The sequence below is a fragment of the Streptomyces sp. NBC_00572 genome (genome assembly GCF_026341815.1).
In the GTDB taxonomy this organism is placed as follows: domain Bacteria; phylum Actinomycetota; class Actinomycetes; order Streptomycetales; family Streptomycetaceae; genus Streptomyces.
In genome coordinates, this window is record NZ_JAPENX010000001.1 from 6,452,520 (window position 1) to 6,472,600 (window position 20,081).

The window sequence follows — 20,081 nt, forward strand, 5'->3', positions numbered from 1 at the left end:
GGACGGTGACGGACAGCGGAAGGGAGCAGGGGAAGGGGGACAGCGGAAGGGGGCGGTACGACGATGCGTCGTACCGCCCCCTGGCCCTCGGGAGAGTCCCCTCAGCTGACCGGTGAGACCGAGAGGTCCGAGTCCGAGTCCGCGGCCGGCCGCGGCACCTGCTCCCCGGGCTCCCGGCGGCTGGCGGACCAAGCGGCCCACAGGTCGGCGTACCGGCCGCCGGCCGCCACCAGTTCCTCGTGGGTGCCGGTCTCGACGACCCGGCCCTGGTCGAGCACGACCACCCGGTCGGCGGCCGCGGCCTGCGGCAGCCGGTGCGCGACGAGCAGCCCCGTGCGGCCCTCAAGGGCCCGAGCGGCCGCGTCCTCCAGGACGCGCGCTCCCGCGCTGCCCGCGTCGGCGGTGGCCTCGTCGAGGATCGCGATGGGCGGATCCGCCAGCACGAGCCGCGCCAGGGCCAGGTGCTGCGCCTGGGTGACCGTCAGTCGGTGCCCGCCCTCGCCGACGACCGTGGCGAGGCCCTCGGGCAGCGCCTGCGCCCATTCCAGGGCTCCGACCCGGTCCAGCGCCGCGTGCAGTGCCTCGTCGTCGGCCTCGGGCCGGGCGAGGCGCAGGTCGTCGGCGAGGGTTCCGGCGAAGACGTGCACCTCCTGGCTGATGAGTGCCACGGCGCGGCGGACCCCGGCCGGGCCCAGTTCCCCGGCGTCGACCCCGCCGAGCGCGATCGAGCCCTCGATGGGGCTGTGCACGCCGGCGATGAGCTTGGCCAGGGTGGTCTTGCCGGCGCCGCTCGCGCCCACCAGGGCCACCCGCTCCCCGCTCCCCACCCGCAGGTCGACCTCGTGCAGGACCGGTGCGCCGGAGCCGTACGCGTGGCTGAGCCCGGACACCTCGACCGAGCCGTCGGCGAGGGCGCGCGCCTCGCTCTCGGCCCGCTCCGCGGGGAGGTTCGACACGCCGACGAGACGGGCGAAGCTCGCCCCCGCCGACTGGGCGTCGTCCAGCAGGTAGAGGGTCGCGTTGATCGGGTTGAAGAGGCTGTGGAAGTACAGCGCGGCGGCCGTGGCCGTACCGATGCTGACGGAGTTGTCGTCGACCAGCAGGAACCCGGTCGTGAGCATCGCGGCGAGACCGATGAACTCTCCGAGGTTGAGGCGGGAGAAGAACCCGGTGACGATGTGGATGCCCCGCAGGCCCAGGTCACGGGCGGCCCCGGACCGCTTCTCCAGCAGCTCGGTGTGGGTGTCGTCGAGGCGGAACGCCCGTACGGTCCGGACACCGCCGACGCTGTCGAGCAGCTGGTGCTGCAGGGCGCCGGTGGCGACGCGGTGCTCGCCGTACACGGGCGCGGCCCGGCGCATGTACCAGCGCACCGACATCACCTGGACCGGGGAGGCGAGGAGCGCCGCGATCAGGAAGCGCCAGTCGAGGACGGCGAGCCCGACGAAGGTGAGCAGGATGGTCAGGGCGGAGCGGCTGAACTCCGGCAGCGCCTGACGCACCGACTTGCCGATCATCGACACGTCGCTGGTGACCCGGGAGACCAGGTCGCCCGAGCCGGCCGCCTCGACCCGGTCGAGCGGCAGCCGCAGCGCCCGCTCGATGAACTGCTCCCGCAGCGCGGCCAGGACGGTCTCGCCCAGCCGGGCCACGAGGGTGCTGCCGACGGCCGCGGCCGCGCCCCGCGCGACGGCGACGACGACGAGCAGGACCAGGGGGACGGTGAGTGCGGCCGCGCCCTTCTTGTCGACCACGAGGTCCACGATGTGTCCGAGCAACGGAGCGGTGAGCAGTCCGACGGCGGTGCCGGCGACGAGGACGGCGATCGCCACCGCGGCGAGGAGCCGATGGCCGTGCAGCATGGTGCGGAGCGCCGCGACGGACTCGGCGCCGGTGGCGGTCGGCAGGAGCACGCGGTCCGGGCTGGTTCCGCTCATGGTCTGTTCCGTCTCCCTCGTCCGTCCTTCGTCCGGCTGCGGCCGGCTGTCGGTCCGTGTCTCGTCGGCGAGCGTCATGCGAGCACCGCCGCACGGTACGTCGCGTCGGCCGCGAGGAGTTCGGTGTGGCGGCCGGTCGCCCGTACGGCGCCGTCCTCCAGGACGATCACGCGGTCGGTCACGGCGAGGAGAGCGGGGCTGGTGGTGACCAGGATCGTGGTGCGGTCGCGGCGGACCTCGCGCAGCCGGGCGGCGATATGGGACTCGGTGACCGTGTCCACCGCGGTCGTCGGGTCGTGCAGTACGAGGACGGGCCGGTCGGCGGCGAGGGCGCGGGCGAGGGCGACGCGCTGGCGCTGACCGCCGGAGAGCGAGCGGCCGCGTTCGGCGAGGAGGGTGTCCCCGCCGTTCGGCAGGAGCCGGGCGACGTCGTCGGCGGCCGAGGCCTTGAGAGCCCGCTCGACGGCCGGGGCGTCGTCGGCGGCCCCGGCCCGGACGTTGTCGAGCAGCGTGCTCTCGAACAGGTCGGCGTCGTGGTGGGCGACCAGGACGACCCGGCGCAACGCGTCGGGGTCGAGCGAGGTCAGCGGCGTGCCGTCGAGCTCGACGGCGCCCTCGGAGGGGTCCGCCTCGCGGGCCAGGCAGACGAGGAGGTCGTTCGCGGCGGCGGCGTCCCGGGCGACGATCCCGGTCAGGCTGCCGGCCGGGAGTTCGAGGTCGACGCCCCGGAGCGCGCCGAGCGTCACCCCCCGCAGGGTGACATGTCCGGCGGCACCGTCGGCGGGCACGTCGTGTCCGGTCCCGACGGCCTCGGGCGAGGCGAGCACTTCGGCGATCCGTTTGGCCGAGGCGCGGCCCTGGGCGAGCTCGGCGTTCACGTAGCCGAGGAGCTGGAACGGGCCGAGGAGGAACTGCGCGAGACCGACGGCGGCGACCAGGTCGCCGACGCTGATGCTGCCGTCCATGGCGAGGTACGCGCCGACCACGCCGATGACGGCGATGAAGACGCCGGTCAGGGCGAGGACGGCGCCCTCGTGTCCGGCCCGGCTGCGCGCGGCGCGCAGGGCGGCGGACAACGAGTCCTGGCTCGTGGTGCGGTAGCGGGCCACGGCCGCCGACTCGGCGCCCATGCCCTTGAGGACGCGGAGTCCGGAGACGAGGTCGGCGGCGACGCCCGAGGCGTGGGCGGCCCGCTCCTGCTCGGCCTCGCTGCGCTGTTCGAGGGGCCGGCTGATGCGGTGCCCGAGCCACAGCAGCGGCGGGATGCCGAGGAGGACGAGCAGGCCGAGGGGGACGGAGATCCTGAGGAGTGCGACGGCGCTGATCACGAGGGCGGCGACCGCCGACACCCCGTACGCGATGACGGTGGCCACCGAGCCCACGCGGCGGGCGTCGTTGGTGGCGATGCTGGTCAGCGCGCCGGGGAGGCGGTTCGCGTCGGCGCCGCCCCGGGGGTCGAGCACCCGGGTGGCCAGGTCGAGCCGGAGCCGGTGCGCGGCGAGTTCGCCGCTGCCCTCGGTGATCCGGGCGCTGGTGCGGTAGCAGGTCGACAGGACCAGGAAGAGCACGGCGAGGACGATGAGCAGGCGCAGCAACGCCGAAGAGGAGCCGGTGGCGACCGCGGTGTCGATGGTGGCGCCGATGACCACCGGCACCAGGGCTTCGCAGCCTTGATGGGTCATACCGAGCAGAGACGCCGTGATCACTCGGCGGCGTTGTCCTCTGATCGCCTGGCGGAGGACAAGTCCCCCCGTCGGTACGCCCGTTGGCATGAGACTCCTTCGCGGAGGTAGGTGGCCGGTTAGGTAAGCCTACTCTGAGTTCGGTAGGGGTCGGGGTGGGTCGCGGGGAGGTTGGAGGGCCCCGGTCGGGGTGCCGGACGGGTCCTGTCCGGCGCGTTGACCACTCGACACGGTTCGGTTAGCCTCACCTAAGTCGCGATCCGTCGGTCTGTGCGCCGTGGGCTCTCGCCGTACATCTGTACCGCCGCCAGGGGGAGTTGTCGTTGTCCGTCGAATCCCGGGTGGTGTCGGGACAGCAGGCCGAGGAAGACCCCGTGGACAAGGCCGTCGATCCCGCCGGGCCACCGCGCATCGGCCGCGTCGGGACCGCGTACCGGGGCTTAGGCCTGGTCCTCGCCCTCGCCGCGCTCGTCCTGGTCGGACTCCTCAGCGTCTGGGTGGGCACCAGGGGCATCCCCTTCACGGCCACCTGGAACGCCCTGTGGAATCCTGACGGCTCCGAGACCTCGGTGATCATCCACGACTACCGGATCCCCCGCACGCTCCTCGGCATCCTCGTCGGCACGGCGCTCGGCCTGGCTGGCGCCCTCATGCAGGCCCTGACGCGCAATCCGCTCGCCGACCCCGGCATGCTCGGCGTCAACCTGGGGGCCTCCGCCGGCGTCGTGGTGGCCATCGCCTTCTTCGGCGTCGCGGCGCCGATCGGCTACGTGTGGTTCGCCCTCGCGGGCGCCGCCGCCGCGTCCGTCGGGGTGTACCTGCTCGGCTCCTCCGGACGGAAGCTCGCCTCCCCCGAGCGGCTCGTCGTCGCCGGCGCCGCCCTGACCGCCGTGCTGTACGCCTTCAACTGGGCGGTCCTGCTGCTCGACCCGAGGGCCTTCGACCAGTTCCGCTTCTGGACCGTCGGCTCCCTCGCGGGCCGCTACGACGACATCGTCCTGATGGCACTGCCGTTCATCGTCGTCGGCCTGGTCGTCGCCCTCGTCCTCGCCCCGTCGCTCAACGCCCTGGCCATGGGCGACCAGGTCGGCCGGGCCCTCGGGGTGAACGTCGGCCTGACCCGCGCCCTCGGCGCCGTCGCCGTGATGCTCCTCTGCGGGGCGGCCACCGCCGCCGCCGGACCGATCGGCTTCATCGGCCTCGCCGTCCCGCACATCGCCCGGTTCGTCGTCGGCCCCGACCAGCGCTGGGTGTTCGCGTACTCGATGCTCATCGCCCCCGTCCTCCTCGTCGGCTCGGACGTCGTCGGCCGGGTGCTCGGCGCCCCCGGCGAGGTACAGGTCGGCATCGTCACCGCGTTCATCGGCGCCCCTCTGTTCATCACCCTGTGCCGTCGCCGAAAGCTGGTCATGCTGTGACTGCCGTACGGGAGGCGAAGGCCTCCGCGCCCGACCCGGCGCCAGGACCCCCCGGCGCTGCGGGCAGGCCCCGAGTCATCAGCGGTCGGGTCGTCCGCACCCGGTCCGGGGGCATCTCCCTGCGCGTACGGAGCCGCACCGTCGCCGTCACCGCCGCCCTCCTCGCCGCGCTCGTCGCCGTCGCGGGCGTCACCCTGACCACCGGCGACTTCGACCTGTCCGTCGGCGAGGTCCTCCAGGCGCTCACCGGCGAAGGCACCGGCATCGCCGACTTCGTCGTCAACACCCTGCGCATGCCACGACTGGTGACCGCGCTGTGCGTCGGCGCGGCCCTCGCCGTGAGCGGGGCCATTCTCCAGAGCATCACCGGCAACCCGCTGGGAAGCCCCGACATCATCGGCTTCACCAACGGCTCCGCAGTCGGCGCACTCGTCGTCATCGTCGTGCTGCACGGCAGCATGACGCAGATCGCCCTCGGCGCGCTGATCGGCGGCCTCGCCACGGCCCTCGCCGTCCACCTCCTCATGGTCGGCCGGGGCATCCAGGGCTTCCGCCTCGTCGTCGTCGGCATCGGCGTCAGCGCCCTGCTCCTCGCCGTCAACTCGTACCTGATCACCCGCGCCACCTTCCAGGAAGCCCTGGAGGCACAGGCCTGGCTCATCGGCAGCCTGGGCAACCGGCTCTGGACACACGCCAATGCCATCGGCATCGCCGTCGCCGTCCTGCTGCCCCTCGCCTTCTTCCTCTCCCGCCGCCTCTCCATGGTCGAGATGGGCGACACCACCGCCATGGCCCTCGGTGTCGACGTGGCCCGCACCCGCACCGTCCTGCTCGTGATCAGCGTCGCCCTGGCCGCCTTCGCCACCGCCGTGACCGGACCCATCTGGTTCATCGCCCTGGCCGCACCCCAGGTGGCCCGCAGGATCACCGGGTCGTCCGGGCCCGCGCTCCTGCCGTCCGCCCTCATGGGCGCGGTCATGCTCGCCCTGAGCGACCTCGCCGTGCAGCGCCTCTTCGCCCCCGCACTCCTCCCGGTGGGCACGGCGACCGGCTGCGTCGGCGGTCTCTACCTCATCTGGCTGCTGGTCTCCGAGTCGCGAAAGAGCCGCGCATGACTGCGAACAACGACAACCGTCCCGTCGCCGGCCGCGAGCCCCGGCTGCGCGCCGAGCACCTCACCCTCTCCTACGACCAGCGGACGGTGGCGACCGACCTCTCCGTCGACATCCCCGACCGCTCCTTCACGGTGATCATCGGGCCCAACGCCTGCGGCAAGTCCACCCTGCTCACCGCCCTCGCCCGGATGCTCAAACCGAAGGCCGGACAGGTCTACCTCGACGGCGCCGCCATCGCCTCGTACCGCTCCCGCGAGGTAGCCCGCAGGCTCGGCCTGCTCCCGCAGTCCTCGACCGCCCCCGGCGGCATCACGGTCGGCGACCTGGTGGCCCGCGGCCGCTACCCCCACCAGGGGATGCTCAAGCAGTGGTCCGCCGAGGACGAGGCCGCCGTCGTCGAGGCCATGCGCCAGACCGGCGTCCTCGAACTCGCCGACCGGCCCGTCGACGACCTGTCCGGCGGCCAGCGCCAGCGCGTCTGGCTCTCCATGGTCCTCGCCCAGCAGACCTCCATCCTGCTGCTCGACGAACCGACCACGTTCCTCGACATCGCCCACCAGGTCGAAGTCCTCGACCTCTGCGCCGAACTCCACGCCCACAAGGGCCACACGGTCGTCGCGGTCCTCCACGACCTCAACCAGGCCTGCCGCTACGCCACCCACCTGATCGTGATGCGCCCCGGCGGCATCATCGCCGCCGAGGGCGACCCGAAGACGGTCATGACCGCCGAGCTCGTCGAGGACGTCTTCGGCCTGCCCTGCCGGATCATCCCCGACCCCGAGACCGGCACGCCCCTGATGGTGCCCGCCGCACCCAAGTGGTACGCCCCCGCGGCAGCGGGCCCCGAGCACACCGACGAGAACGCGAACGGCAGCGGGCACGCCACGGCGGACACCGCGATGGCCAAGACCTCCTGACGACAGCACCGCACCACAGGCGACAGCGACAGCACCAGCGACCGCGACCGGGAACGGACTGCCCATGCTCTGTACGAGGCTGACGAACGCGCGCATTCTCACCATGGATCCGGACCGCCCCGTCGCCCACGACATCGGCATCTGGCGCGGCCGGATCGTGGGCCTCGACGCGGCCGTGACCTCGCTGCCCGCCCGCGAGACCGTCGACCTCCAGGGCGCCACCGTGCTGCCCGGCTTCATCGACAGCCACGTCCACCTGGCCTGGGCGGGCCTGAAGGCCGACACCCCGAGCATCGCCCCCTGCGAGCGCGTCGAGGACGTCCTCGACGTCGTGGCGGCGGCCGTCACCCGCAAGGAACCCGGCGCCTGGGTGGACATCGCCGGTTACGACCAACGGGCCCTGGGACGCCATCTCACCGCCACGGAACTGGACCGCGTCGCCCAGGGCCGCAAGATCTTCCTCATGCACGACTCCGGACACGCCTGCGTCGTCGACAGCGCCGTCCTCGACCTGCTCCCGGCCGAAGTCCCGCACCAGGACGGCTTCCTCGCGGAGAGTGCCATGACCGCGGTACGGCGGCTCCGGTTGCCGTACTCCCAGGAGGAACTCGCCGACGCGATCGAGCGGGCCGGCCGCGCCTGCCTCGCCGAGGGGATCACCGCCTGCGCCGAGGCGGGCATCGGAGGCGGCCTCCTCGGCCACAGCCCGGTCGAACTCGGCGCCTACCAACTCCTCAGGGACCAGGGCCGGCTGCCCCTCCGCGTCCAGCTCATGGCCGCCGGCGACACCCTCCACCCGCTCGCCGCGCACCGCGACGACGGCATCCCGCGCTCCCTCGACCTCGGCCTGCGCACCGGCTTCGGCGACGACTGGCTCTCCCTCGGCGCCCTCAAGATCTACACCGACGGCGGCATGATGGCCCGTACGGCGGCACTCACCGACCCGTACGAGGGGATGTCCACCTCCGGACAGTTCCAGGACGACCCCGAGCGGATCGCGGAGCTCATCGTCGACGGCCACCTCGCCGGCTGGCAGCTCGCCGTCCACGCCATCGGGGACCGCGCCGCCGACCTCGCCCTGGACGCCCTGGAGCGGGCGCAGGAGCGCAGGGCCCGCCCGGACGCCCGGCACCGGGTGGAACACGCCGGTCTGATCCGCCCGGACCAGCTCCCGCGTTTCGCCCGGCTCGGCGTCAGCGCCGTGGTCCAGCCGAACTTCCTCCGCTACTTCGGCGACGACTACGCGGACGTCATGGGGGAGCGGCGGGCGCCCTGGATGTACCGGGGCCGGGGATTCCTCGACCACGGCGTCACCCTCGTCGGCAGCTCCGACCGGCCCGTCACGGACGGCTCGCCGCTCCGCGCGATCCAGTTCATGGTCGAGCGCGCCTCGACCTCCGGCCGGCCGATCGGACCGGACGAGGGCGTCACCGTCGACGAGGCCCTGCACGCCTACACCGTGGCGGGTGCGTACGCCTCCCACCAGGACGACAGCGCGGGCAGTCTCACGCCCGGCAAGCGCGCTGACCTGGTGGTCCTCGGCGACGATCCCCGGGCCGTCGGCACCTCACGGATCGGGGACATCGAGGTCGTGGCGACGTACGTCGACGGGCGCACCGAGAAGGGGAAGGCATGAGCGGCGGAGAGCACGGCCTCGCGGCGTTCGCGGCCCTGTGGGAGGTGCCCGCGTCACCGCCCCGGTGGGTGATCTGGCACCCGGACGCGGACACCATGGTCTTCGACAGGGAGCTCAACCTCCCCGTGCACGTCGACGACGCGTCCCTGGACGAGGTGCTGCGCCGGATGCGCGAGGCCGGCGTGCCGGAGAGCGAGGAGTACCCGGGGCGGGCGTGCGGGTAGGGGGACGGCCGGTCAGTCGGTGTACGTGAACTCGTCGGCCGGGCCGGCGGGGGACAGGTAGCCGTTCGTCAGCACCCTGACGCCCGTCGTCTTGCTGCGGGCCGAACCCGACGACGGCGCCCTCACACTGATCAGCGTCGGCGAGTGGTAGGGGGCGCCTGCAGCTGCTCCAGATACGTCGAGTCGGCGCGCTGGTATCCGACTTGGGCCAGGAAGTCGTCAATCTATTTTCCGCCAGGGGCGTCTGAGGTCATATCTGCCCCCACGCCGCCCAGGGCCAGGCGATTGGGCTACGACCTGTCCGCCGGATCAGGGTCGGACACGATCTGGCGCCGGTCCAAGATCCCCGGCAGCGCCTCCACCAGCTCCCCGATCTGGCGCGCCGAGACCGTCAGCGCCGGAGCCAGGCGTACGGTCCCGGGACCGGCGGCGTTGACGAGGAACCCGGCCTCCTGCGCCGCGCCCTGGACCCGGGCGGCGACCGGCTCGGTCAGGACGACACCGAGCAGCAGCCCCGCGCCCCGCACCTCCGCCACCAGGGGGTGCTTCAGCGCCTCCACCCCGGCCCGCAGCAGCTCACCCATGCGCACGGTGTGCTCCAGGAGGCCCTCGGCCGCGATGGTCTCCAGGACGGCCGAACCCGCCGCGCAGGCGATCGGGTTGCCGCCGAAGGTGGACCCGTGCTGGCCGGGACCGAGCAGCTCGGCGGCCGCTCCGAACGCGACCGTGGCACCGATCGGAAGGCCACCCCCCAACCCCTTGGCCAGGGTCACCACGTCCGGGTCCGCACCCGCCTCGGCCTGGTGCGCGAACCAGTGCCCGGTCCGGCCGATCCCGGTCTGCACCTCGTCGAGGACGAGGAGGCTCCCCACGGCGCGGGTGATCTCGCGGGCGGCCCGCAGAAACCCGTCGGGCGCGGGGATCACGCCCGCCTCACCCTGTACGGGTTCGACGAAGACCGCCGCCGTGTCCTGCGAGACGGCCGCGCGCAGCGCTTCGACGTCGCCGAACGGCACATGGGTCACGTCCCCCGGCAGCGGCAGGAACGGCTCGCGCTTCGCCTGCTGACCCGTGACCGCGAGGGCGCCCATCGTGCGGCCGTGGAAGCCGCCCTCCATCGCGACGACCCGCGTGCGCCCGGTCCGCCGGGCGGCCTTGAACGCAGCCTCGACCGCCTCCGCCCCGGAGTTGGAGAAGAACACCCGGCCCGGCCTGCCGAACCGTCCGAGGAGCCGTTCCGCCAGGGCGACCGGCGGCTCGGCGACGAACAGGTTCGAGACATGACCGAGCCGCGCGACCTGCTCGGTGACGGCCGCGACCACGGCGGGATGGCCGTGTCCGAGCGTGTTGACGGCGATCCCGCCGGTGAAGTCCGTGTACGCGCGGCCGGCTTCGTCCCAGACCGTGCAGCCCTCGCCGCGGACCAGGGCCAGCGGAGGAGTTCCGTACGTGTCCATCATCACGGCACGCCAGCGGTCCGTGAGCGGGGTGGAGCCGGTCATGCGGGGATCTCCTCGTCGTCCTTCGATCGGTTCTGTGCGTGGTCCTGCGCGTCGTCGGGCAGGACCGTGGTGCCGGGGTTCTCCTCCGTGAGGACGCCCCGGAGGACGGCGTGCGGCGTGCGACCGTCGAGGACGTGGACCCGGCCGACTCCCGAGCGGACCGCCCGCAGGCAGCCCTCCATCTTCGGCAGCATCCCGCCCGCGAGACCGGGCAGCAGCGCGTCCAGTTCGCCGGCGGTCAGCCGGGGGATCACCTCGGTGCTGCGCGGCCAGTCGGCGTAGAGCCCGGGGACGTCCGTGAGCATCACGAGCCGGTCGGCGCCGAGGGCGACGGCCAGGGCCGAGGCCGCGAGGTCGGCGTTCACGTTGTAGATCTGCCCGTCCGTGCCGCGCGCCACCGGGGAGACGACCGGTATGCGACCTCCGGCGAGGAGGTTCCGGACGGTGTCCGGCGCGACGTTCACGATGTCGCCGACGAGACCGATGTCGACCGGCCGACCGTCCACCCAGGCCGGGCGGCGTACGGCGGTCAACGTGTGGGCGTCCTCGCCCGACATGCCGACGGCGAAGGGCCCGTGGGCGTTGATGGCACCGACCAGGTCCCGTTGCACCTGCCCGGTGAGCACCATGCGGACCACGTCCATGGCCTCCGGCGTCGTCACCCGCATGCCCGCCTCGAACCGGACCTCCAGGGCGAGCCGGTCGAGCATCGAACTGATCTGGGGACCGCCGCCGTGCACCACGACCGGGTGCAGACCCGCATGCCACAGCTCGACGACGTCCTGGGCGAAGGACCGCCGGAGAGCGGGGTCCACCAGGGTGCTGCCCCCGCACTTCAGGACGACGGTCCGACCCTGGAGCTCCTCCGACCACGGGACGTCCGTGGTCGGCAGGACCCCGGCGGTCGCCCCCCTCGCACCCCGCACGGTGGCCACACCCTCCGCGTCCCGCACGGCGGGCTGCTCACCGAGCGTCCTCATTCCCGTACCCCCTCCGCTCATGAGCTGTAGGCGCTGTTCTCGTGCACGTACTCGGCCGTCAGGTCGTTGGTCCAGATCGCGGCCGACGCGTCCCCGGCGCGCAGGTCGACCGTGATCGTGATCAGGCGGCCCGACATGTCGACCTTCTCCCTGGGTTCCCCGGCCGCGCCGTCCCGGCAGACCCAGACGCCGTTGATGGCCACGTCCAGGCGGTCGGGGTCGAAGGCCGCGTCGGTCGTGCCGATGGCCGAGAGCACCCGGCCCCAGTTGGGGTCCTCGCCGTGCAGGGCGCACTTGAGGAGGTTGTTCCTGGCCACCTCGCGGCCCACGGTCACGGCGTCCTCCTCGGACGCGGCGCCGACGACCGCCACCTCGATCTCCTTCGACGCGCCCTCGGCGTCCGCGATCAGCTGCCGTGTCAGGTCGAGACAGACGGCGTGCACCGCCGCGGTGAGGTCCTCGTCCTCCGGGGTCACCCCGGAGGCGCCCGAGGCGAGCAGCAGCACGGTGTCGTTCGTGGACATGCAGCCGTCGGAGTCCACCCGGTCGAAGGTGGTCCGTACGGCCGCGCGCAGCACGGAGTCGAGCGCCGGCCCCGCCGCGACGGCGTCCGTGGTGAGGACCACGAGCATGGTGGCGAGACCGGGGGCGAGCATGCCCGCGCCCTTCGCCATCCCGCCGACGGTCCAGCCGGACCGGGACACGACCGCGGTCTTGTGCACCGAGTCGGTCGTCTTGATGGCGACGGCCGCGTCCCGGCCGCCGTCGGAGGTCAGGCGGTCCGCCGCGAGGGCGATGCCGGACGCGATCCGGTCCATGGGCAGCGGGACACCGATGAGCCCGGTGGAGCAGACGGCCACGTCGGCCGGAGCGACACCGACGGCGAGGGCCGTGAGCTCGGCCATCGTCCGTGCGTCGTCGGCTCCGGCAGGGCCGGTGCAGGCGTTGGCGCCGCCGGAGTTGAGGACGACCGCGGAGACCCTGCCGTCGGCGAGGGCCCGGCGCGACCAGTGGACCGGTGCGGCCTGGACGCGGTTGGAGGTGAAGACTCCTGCGGCGGCCGGTGCGGGGCCCTGGTTCACGACCAGGGCGAGATCGGGATCGCCGGACGTCTTGATGCCGGCGGCCACCCCGCTGGCGAGGAATCCTCGGGCGGCGGTCACGGTCACGGAGCCACTCCATTCATGGGCAGGCCGAGCCCTTCGGGCAGGCCGAGGGCGATGTTCATGCTCTGCACCGCGCCACCGGCGGTGCCCTTGGTCAGGTTGTCGATCGCGCTCACGCAGATGAGGCGGCGGGCGGCCGGATCGAGGGCCACCTGCACCTGCACGGTGTTGGATCCGAGCACCGAGGCCGTGGACGGCCACTGGCCCTGCGGTAGCAGCCGGACGAACGGTTCGTCGGCGTACGCGGCCTCGAAGACCTCGCGCACCTCGTCGAGACCGCCGTCGGCGGCCACGTGCGGGCGCAGCCGGGCGGAGCAGGTGGCGAGGATGCCGCGGGGCATGGGCGCGAGGGTCGGGGTGAAGGACACGGTCACCGGCTCGCCCGCCACCAGGGACAGGTTCTGCGTCAGCTCGGGGGTGTGGCGGTGGCCGCCGCCGACGCCGTACGGGGTCATGGACCCCATCACCTCGGAGCCGAGCAGATGAGGCGCGGCCGACTTCCCGGCGCCCGAGGTCCCGCTGGCGGCGACGATGACGACCTCGGGTTCGACCAGGCGCGCGGCGTGTGCTGGGTAGAGCGCGAGGGTGACCGCGGTCGGGTAGCACCCCGGCACGGCGATCCGGTTGGCTCCCTTCAACTCGTCCCGGGCGCCGGGCATTTCGGGAAGTCCGTACGGCCAGGTCCCCGCGTGCCGGGTGCCGTAGAAACGGGTCCACTCGGCCGGGTCGCGCAAGCGGAAGTCCGCCCCGCAGTCGACGACGAGGGTGCCGCCGCCCAACTCCCCGGCGAGCGCCCCCGACTGCCCGTGCGGCAGGGCGAGGAACACGACATCGTGCCCGCCGATCGCCGCCGCCGATGTCTCCGCCAGCACCCGGTCGGCGAACGAGGCCAGCTGGGGCTGCACCTGTCCGAGGGTGCGCCCGGCACTGCTGTGCGCGGCCAGAACGCCGACTTCGACACCGGGATGTGAGGCAAGCAGGCGGAGGATCTCCCCACCCGCGTAGCCACTGGCTCCGGCCACCGCGACCCGTAAGGTCATGCTCTTCCGTCTCTCCTGATGAATGGGGACGTGGCACACGACGGGGGGTGGTCACCCCAAGTCGGCGCACAGGAACTTAACTTAGCCTAACCTAAGTAGTTCTGGTGCGGAACTGCCGCGATCTCGCACGCCGGTGGGGTGGGCGAGGGCAACTGCTCATCAGGTGGGACAAGTTGACGGTGAGATCACCGCCCGTCAGGGCGGGGACCCCTGCGCCGTCGTCAGGCCGGGGACCCCCACGCCGTCGTCAGCCCGTCCAGCCAGGCCGGCGGGAGCTCGGCCGCGTCCCACTCCTCGTGCAGGGCCGACGGTGTCACGGCGAGACGTTCCAGGACGGCGACGCTGGTGGGGGAGTGGATGAGGGAGTAGCGGCCGTGGATCGCGATCGGGCTGCCGGGGCCGTACTCCGCGTACAGCCGCTCCAGGTGCGCGTGATGGGCGGTGGCGAACTCCGTCAGCCGCCCCGGGTATCCGGCCCGCTGTCGGGGACTCATCGTGCGCAGGACCGCGCCGAGCACCTGCTCGGTGACCTCGGGGTCGAGGTCGGACACATCGGTGTACGAGAGGTAGAGCGGCGTGACGGCCACCCTGGCCCGCTCCATCTCCGCCCTGCGGACGGGGGAGCGCTCGTCCGGGGATTCGGTCGACGAGGCGGTGGTGACGGCGCGGACCAGCGCCCGCTCGGCGATGGCGCCGAGCTCCTCGGTGACGGCCAGGACGCCGTCGGCCCAGCCGGACGCGTAGGGCTCCTTCCTCGGCTCCTCCTTCCTCTCTTCCGCCTCCTGCTGCCCCTCCTGTGCTTCCGTCGGCTCCGGGGCGCTGCGCCGGGCTTCGGTGATCTCCGCGTGCGCGAGGGCCAGCGCGCCGGCCTCGACGAGCCCGATGAGCTCCTCCGCGTCACCGGTGTAGACCCCTGCCCGGGCGAGGAGCTGGAGGAGCGTGCTCTTCGCGTTGAGGACGCTGGCCGCGTCGAGCTGCTGCCGTCCCTCGTCGGCGCTGTTCAAATGGGGGCCCTCCTCGTCGTACGGGCGGCACGGTGCGGGTGCGCGGAACGTTCTGTTCGAGCCTACGCAACGCCCGTTCGCTCAGAGCCCGCATCCCCCCTCCATCGCGCGCGTCGCCCACGAGCGAAGCGCCCGCGCGGGTGGCCCGTCACGTCACCGCCCGGCTCCCGCCGGCCGTCCGCGCGGACGATGCGGAGCCCCGCCGGCGCGACCGCGGGCCTGACCCGATGCGAGTCGATCCGAAGCGAGCTCAGTTCCTGTACACGCGCAACGCCGTCACCTCGTACGACATCTGCGACGTGTCCGGGGTGGGCGCCGGGTGGTAACGGCCCGCGCAGACCGACAGGTTCACGATGAGGTGGGCCCGCCAGGAACGCCCCACCCCACGGCGGTCGTCGAAGACCCGCGCGCCGTTCACCCACCACACCACGTTCCGGGCGCCGAACTCGACCCGCAGGTCGACCCACGCCCCGGGGCGTACGGCGGGGTCGCGGAAATAGAGGTGGCGCCCCCGGATCCGGTTCGACAGTTCGAGGAGGTCCGGATTGTCGGGGTGGTACTCGAAGACGTCGATCTCCTGGCCCCCGTCGAGCCAGGTCCAGATCGCCGGCCAGGCGCCCGTCTCCGCGGGCAGGCGCACGCGCGCCTCCAGGACGTCATCGGTCTGCACCAGGAAGGCCTCCGCGCTGCCCTCCGTGGTGAGCAGCCCCGCGTTCCAGTTCCCGTCCGGGCGGCGGGTTGCCCGGAAGATCCCGGTCCGGCTGTACGAGGAGTCCTCCACCAGGTGGTCGAGCTTGTTGTCGCCCGGATTGGTCGGCCCGCCGTCGGGATAGGCCCAGGAACGGCCCGCGACCCACTGTTCGGCGGAGGAGAAGTCCGCGTCGAGCACGAGCCTCCCCGGTGAGTGCGCGGGCCCCCGCCCATCCGTTCCTCCGACCGCTCCTGCGTCGGAGTCGGAGTCGGTGCCGCGTCTGAACAGCCGGTCGAAGAAGTCGGACAGCACGGCACGCTCCTCTCGCACGGGCACACGTCGGCCCGTAAGCGAATTGCCCCACACTGCCCCATCCATGCAAGGAAGGTCACTCATTGGCGACAAGTCGTCACAACAGTGTTGGTCTCCGCGGTGTCGGTTTCATCGCCACAGCGCCTAGATCTCCCTAATGTCCCACTGGGACATTAATCGGTGTACGGTGCAAATATGGGCACGGAGCGAGAACGCCGCAGCCCGCGGCGCGGCCCCAAGGGGTTGCGGACACGGGAGGCACTCGGTGAGGCCGCGCTGAAGCTCGTCCTGGAGCACGGCACGGCCGGGGTCTCCGTCGAGGACGTCACCGACACGGTCGGCGTCTCCCGACGCACCTTCAGCCGCTACTTCGCCTCCAAGGAGGAGGCCGTCCTCGACGGCATCCGCGCGGACTGCACACGGATCAACGAGGCCCTCGCGGCCCGTCCCGCGAGCGAGGCCCCGCTCACCGCCTACCGCGCGGCCCTGCGGAGCTGGCTCGCCGACCCTGTCGCCCCGGCCTGGCACCGCCGTGACGGAGTCCGGGAGCTCTTGCTTCTCGCCGAGGGGGAGGCGTCCCTGCGCGCCGTGCTCCGCCGGATCCTCCTGGAGGGCGAGGCCGCGTCGGTCCGGCTCGTCGCGGCCCGACTCGGCGTCGATCCCGAAGGCGACCTGCGGCCCGCCGTCGCCGTCGGATCCGGCGCCGCCACGCTCCTGGCCGCCACCCGCGCCTGGGTGCTCGGCGGCCCCCGGGAGGCGCTGCCCACCCTCGTGGAGGAGGCCTTCGCGCTGCTCGCGACGGAACCACCCCCCACGGACGAACCCCGTACACCCCTGTAAGGAACCACCATGACGCACCCTCGGACCATCGACCCCCAGGAGTTCGCCGGCAGGATCGCGCTCGTCACCGGCGGCGCCTCCGGCATCGGACGTGCCGTGGCCCGCCGCCTCGCGTACGCCGGTGCCGCCGTGGCCGTCGCCGACCACGACGCCGACCGCGCGGCCGAAGCCGTCACCGAACTGACCGATCGGGGCGCCAAGGCCCTCGCCGTACGGATGGACGTCACCGACGACGACTCCGTCAGGGCGGGCGTCGAGGCCACGGTCGCCGCCTTCGGCGGCCTCCACCTGGCCGTCAACAACGCGGGCGTAGCCGGAGCGCGCGTCCCGCTCGCCGAGACCCCGGCGGAGGAGTGGCGACGCGTCGTCTCCACCAACCTGGACGGCGTCTTCCACTCGCTGCGCCACGAACTCCCCGCGATCCTGGCCGCCGGCGGCGGTGCCGTCGTGAACATGTCCTCCATCCTCGGCACCAACGGCTCCGCCGGCAGCGCCGCGTACGTCGCCGCCAAGCACGGCGTCGTCGGCCTCACCAAGACGGCGGCGCTCGAGTACGCCTCCCAGGGGGTACGCGTCAACGCCGTCGGCCCCGGCTACATCGACACGCCCCTCCTCGCCGGCATCGGGCAGGAGGCCTACGACGCCCTCGTCGCCCTGCATCCGGCGGGCCGACTGGGCCGCGCCGAGGAGGTCGCCGAGCTCGCCGCGTTCCTGCTCTCGGAGCGTGCGTCCTTCGTCCACGGCAGCTACCACCTCGTCGACGGCGCCTACGCCGCCCGCTGAGGCACCCCGACTCCGCACGTCCGCGCCACGCGAGAGGAAGAGGAAAGCGTCATGAAGGCATTGCAGTACCGCACGGTCGGCGCCCCGCCCGAGGTCGTCACCGTTCCCGACCCGGAACCCGGGCCCGGCCAGGTGCTCCTGAAGATCACCGCCGCCGGGGTCTGCCACTCCGACATCGCGGTCATGAGCTGGTCCGCCGACCAGCTGCCCTTTCCGCTGCCGCTGACCCTGGGGCACGAGGGTGTCGGCACCGTCGCCGCCCTCGGCCCCGGCGCCGGGGGATTCGCCGTCGGTGACGCCGTCGCCGTCTACGGCCCGTGGGGCTGCGGCAGCTGCTTCATGTGTGCCCAAGGCAAGGAGAACTACTGTCTGCGGGCCGCCGAACTCGGCATCAGGCCGCCCGGACTCGGCGCCCCGGGCGCCATCGCCGAGTACATGATCGTCGACAGTTCCCGCCACCTCGTCCCGCTCGGCGGTCTCGACCCCGTCCAGGCCGTCCCGCTCACCGACGCCGGCCTCACCCCGTACCACGCGGTCAAGCGGTCCCTCCCCAAGCTGGTTCCCGGGAGCACCGCCGTCGTCATCGGCGCGGGCGGGCTCGGCCACGTCGCCGTCCAGCTCCTGCGGGCCGTGACGGCGGCCCGGGTCATCGCCCTGGACGTCTCGGAGGAGAAGCTCGCCCTCGCCCGCACCGTCGGCGCGCACGAGACGGTCCTCTCCGACGCCGCGGCAGCCCCCACGGTCCGCGAACTGACCGGCGGGCGCGGTGCCGAGGTCGTCCTCGACTTCGTGGGCGTCCAGCCCACCGTGACGGCCGCCGGCGCGATGGTCGCGGTCGAGGGCGACATCGTGATCGTCGGTCTCGGCGGCGGCACCCTGCCCGTCGGATTCGGCGCCCTGCCGTACGAGGTCTCGGTCACCTCCCCGTACTGGGGGACCCGGCCCGAGCTGATCGAGGTGCTCGACCTGGCCCGCTCGGGCGCGGTCGACGTCCACGTCGAGACGTACGGCCTGGACGAGGCGCCGAAGGCCTACGAGCGGCTCCACGAGGGACGTGTCAACGGCAGGGCGGTCATCCTTCCGCACGGCTGAGCGCGCCCGATCTCCCGAGCTTTCGGATACGTTGTATCCGTAAAACCGAGGTGCGCGTACCCCTGCGCGCACCCGGGGGACGGCAAGGAGCGTCGGACATGCCGGAAGCGAAGGAAGCGGTCGCGGTGGTCGCGGAGGTCACAGAGACGACGGCGGTCATGGCGGTGAAGGCGGCAGACACCGCCGTCACCGCCGTCACCGTCATCGGCGCGGGACCCGTCGGGCTCGCCCTCACCCTCGACCTCGCCCGCCGAGGCATCGCGGTACGCCTGGTGGAGCGCGACGAGAAGCGGTTCCAGGGCTCACGTGCCAAGGGCGTCCAGCCCCGCACCCTGGAAGTCCTCGACGACCTGGGCCTCGCCGACGCCGCCCGCGCGGCAGGTGGCCCCTACCCTCCGATGGGACTGCACCTCGGCCCGTTCACCAAGGGCTGGCGGATGCACGCCACCGCCCCGGACAGCATCGGGACTCCCTACCCCGACGTTCTCCTGCTCCCTCAGTACGCCACCACCGCCCTCCTCCACGACGCCGTCGAACGCCTGGGAGTACGCGTCGACTTCGGCGCCCGCGCCGTGGAGATCACCCAGGACGAGGAGGCGTGCACGGTACGCCTGGAGGACGGCCGGCTGCTGAGAAGCCGTTACGTCGTGGGCGCCGACGGCGGCTCCAGCACCGTCCGCAAGGCCGCGGGCATCGCTTTCGAGGGCACCACCGACGAGACCGACCGGATGATCCTCGTGGACGCCGCCGTCGACGGCCTCTCCCGCGACCACTGGCACATCTGGCCCCGCCCCCGCGGCCGCAGCGTCGCGGCCTGCCCCCTGCCCGGCGCCGACGGCCGCTTCCAGATCATGATCAAAGTCCGGCCCGGCGACCCTGTCGACCTCACCGGGACCGCACTCACCACCCTCCTGCGCCGCCGCGTCGGACCCTCCCTCACCCTCCGCGACATCAGCTGGTCCTCGGTCTTCCGCCCCAACATCCGCCTCGCCGAGCATTACCGCAACGGCCGGCTCCTGCTCTGCGGCGACGCCGCCCACGTCCACACGCCCGCCGGGGCGCAGGGCCTCAACACCGGCGTCCAGGACGCCCACAACCTCGGCTGGAAACTCCAGCAGGTCCTCGCAGGCGCCGACGACGCACTCCTCGACAGCTACGAGCAGGAGCGGCGACCCGTCGCCGCCCAGGTCCTCGGCCGCTCCACCGAGCTGTACGAAGGCCTGCGCCGCACTCGTCCCAGCGGGCTCACCCGGGGCCCGGACGAACACCAGCTCGGCATCTCCTACTTCGGCGGCCCGCTCGCCCCCGCCGACGCGGCCCGCACGGCGACGCTGCGCTGCGGCGACCGCGCCCCCGACGCCACCCTGCCCGGGGCCATGGGCACGGCGAGCCGCCTCTTCGACCTCTTTCGCGGCCCGCACTTCACGGCCCTCGCGTTCGGAGCCCGCGCCGCGGCCGCCGTCGACCGCCTACCCTGGCCGCCCGGCGGTGTCCCGCTGCGCCGCCACACCGTGCTGCCGCACACCACACCCGGTACAGCACAGGAAGCGGCCCTGCTCGCGGCGTACGGAATCACCGAGGACGCCGTCGTACTCATCCGCCCGGACGGCTACGTCGGTCACATCGGTCACGTCGCAGGTACGGCGGACGGGCCGGGCGGCGACGGCACGTCGGATCCGCGGCCCACGATCGGCCTGATGACCGCCGGGGTCGGGGCCGAGTCCTGACAGGGCCGGTCGACC

At 73.0% G+C, this 20,081-nt stretch carries 17 protein-coding genes; 9 read left to right on the forward strand and 8 right to left on the reverse strand.

Annotation, left to right across the window (positions count from 1 at the left end):
- Positions 1–101 precede the first annotated feature (101 nt).
- Both OG514_RS29310 and OG514_RS29315 read right to left on the reverse strand, forming a co-directional pair.
- A complete protein-coding gene (locus OG514_RS29310; protein ID WP_266899977.1) occupies positions 102–1,937 on the reverse strand; it encodes an ABC transporter ATP-binding protein in 1,836 nt (611 codons plus the stop codon).
- Between the two features lie 74 nt (positions 1,938–2,011).
- On the reverse strand, positions 2,012–3,709 hold the full coding sequence (locus tag OG514_RS29315; protein ID WP_266899979.1) for an ABC transporter ATP-binding protein: 1,698 nt from the start codon (positions 3,707–3,709) through the stop codon (positions 2,012–2,014).
- 227 nt (positions 3,710–3,936) lie between these two features.
- Between OG514_RS29315 and OG514_RS29320 the strand changes: the two genes are divergently transcribed.
- From OG514_RS29320 to OG514_RS29340, 5 genes are all read left to right on the forward strand, one after another.
- Entirely contained in the window at positions 3,937–5,037 is a 1,101-nt protein-coding gene (locus OG514_RS29320; RefSeq protein WP_266899981.1) for an iron ABC transporter permease, read from the forward strand.
- Positions 5,034–6,152, forward strand: coding sequence for an iron chelate uptake ABC transporter family permease subunit (locus tag OG514_RS29325; RefSeq protein WP_266899982.1), 1,119 nt, complete (start codon positions 5,034–5,036; stop codon positions 6,150–6,152). Before OG514_RS29320 ends, OG514_RS29325 begins: the two co-directional genes overlap by 4 nt.
- A complete protein-coding gene (locus OG514_RS29330) occupies positions 6,149–7,069 on the forward strand; it encodes an ABC transporter ATP-binding protein (protein WP_266899983.1) in 921 nt (306 codons plus the stop codon). The genes OG514_RS29325 and OG514_RS29330 overlap by 4 nt, the downstream gene beginning before the upstream one ends.
- Positions 7,070–7,133: 64 nt before the next feature.
- Positions 7,134–8,705, forward strand: a complete 1,572-nt coding sequence (locus tag OG514_RS29335; protein WP_266899984.1) for an amidohydrolase — start codon at positions 7,134–7,136, stop codon at positions 8,703–8,705.
- On the forward strand, positions 8,702–8,929 hold the full coding sequence (locus OG514_RS29340; RefSeq protein WP_266899985.1) for a hypothetical protein: 228 nt from the start codon (positions 8,702–8,704) through the stop codon (positions 8,927–8,929). Before OG514_RS29335 ends, OG514_RS29340 begins: the two co-directional genes overlap by 4 nt.
- A gap of 290 nt (positions 8,930–9,219) precedes the next feature.
- Here OG514_RS29340 and OG514_RS29345 read toward each other — a convergent pair whose 3' ends face one another.
- The 6 genes from OG514_RS29345 to OG514_RS29370 all read right to left on the reverse strand — a co-directional run bounded on the left by OG514_RS29345 (position 9,220) and on the right by OG514_RS29370 (position 15,510).
- Positions 9,220–10,431: an acetylornithine transaminase gene (locus tag OG514_RS29345; protein WP_266899986.1), complete on the reverse strand. Its 1,212-nt coding sequence runs from the start codon at positions 10,429–10,431 to the stop codon at positions 9,220–9,222.
- Positions 10,428–11,411 (reverse strand): acetylglutamate kinase, encoded by a 984-nt coding sequence (argB, locus tag OG514_RS29350; protein WP_266899987.1) that lies wholly within the window; start codon positions 11,409–11,411, stop codon positions 10,428–10,430. The genes OG514_RS29345 and argB overlap by 4 nt, the downstream gene beginning before the upstream one ends.
- Positions 11,412–11,428: 17 nt before the next feature.
- Complete coding sequence (gene argJ, locus OG514_RS29355) at positions 11,429–12,580, reverse strand: bifunctional glutamate N-acetyltransferase/amino-acid acetyltransferase ArgJ (RefSeq protein WP_266899988.1); 1,152 nt, start codon at positions 12,578–12,580, stop codon at positions 11,429–11,431.
- Positions 12,577–13,617, reverse strand: coding sequence for an N-acetyl-gamma-glutamyl-phosphate reductase (gene argC / locus OG514_RS29360; protein WP_266899989.1), 1,041 nt, complete (start codon positions 13,615–13,617; stop codon positions 12,577–12,579). The genes argJ and argC overlap by 4 nt, the downstream gene beginning before the upstream one ends.
- 221 nt (positions 13,618–13,838) lie before the next feature.
- Complete coding sequence (locus tag OG514_RS29365; protein WP_266899990.1) at positions 13,839–14,621, reverse strand: hypothetical protein; 783 nt, start codon at positions 14,619–14,621, stop codon at positions 13,839–13,841.
- Positions 14,622–14,871: 250 nt separating this feature from the next.
- Positions 14,872–15,510, reverse strand: coding sequence for a beta-glucanase (locus OG514_RS29370; protein WP_266901003.1), 639 nt, complete (start codon positions 15,508–15,510; stop codon positions 14,872–14,874).
- Between the two features lie 309 nt (positions 15,511–15,819).
- Between OG514_RS29370 and OG514_RS29375 the strand changes: the two genes are divergently transcribed.
- From OG514_RS29375 to OG514_RS29390, 4 genes are all read left to right on the forward strand, one after another.
- On the forward strand, positions 15,820–16,464 hold the full coding sequence (locus OG514_RS29375; RefSeq protein WP_266899991.1) for a TetR family transcriptional regulator: 645 nt from the start codon (positions 15,820–15,822) through the stop codon (positions 16,462–16,464).
- A gap of 9 nt (positions 16,465–16,473) precedes the next feature.
- On the forward strand, positions 16,474–17,247 hold the full coding sequence (locus OG514_RS29380; RefSeq protein WP_266899992.1) for an SDR family NAD(P)-dependent oxidoreductase: 774 nt from the start codon (positions 16,474–16,476) through the stop codon (positions 17,245–17,247).
- Positions 17,248–17,298: 51 nt separating this feature from the next.
- A complete protein-coding gene (locus tag OG514_RS29385) occupies positions 17,299–18,339 on the forward strand; it encodes an NAD(P)-dependent alcohol dehydrogenase (protein WP_266899993.1) in 1,041 nt (346 codons plus the stop codon).
- A gap of 98 nt (positions 18,340–18,437) precedes the next feature.
- Positions 18,438–20,066, forward strand: a complete 1,629-nt coding sequence (locus tag OG514_RS29390) for an FAD-dependent monooxygenase (protein ID WP_266899994.1) — start codon at positions 18,438–18,440, stop codon at positions 20,064–20,066.
- Positions 20,067–20,081 lie beyond the last annotated feature (15 nt).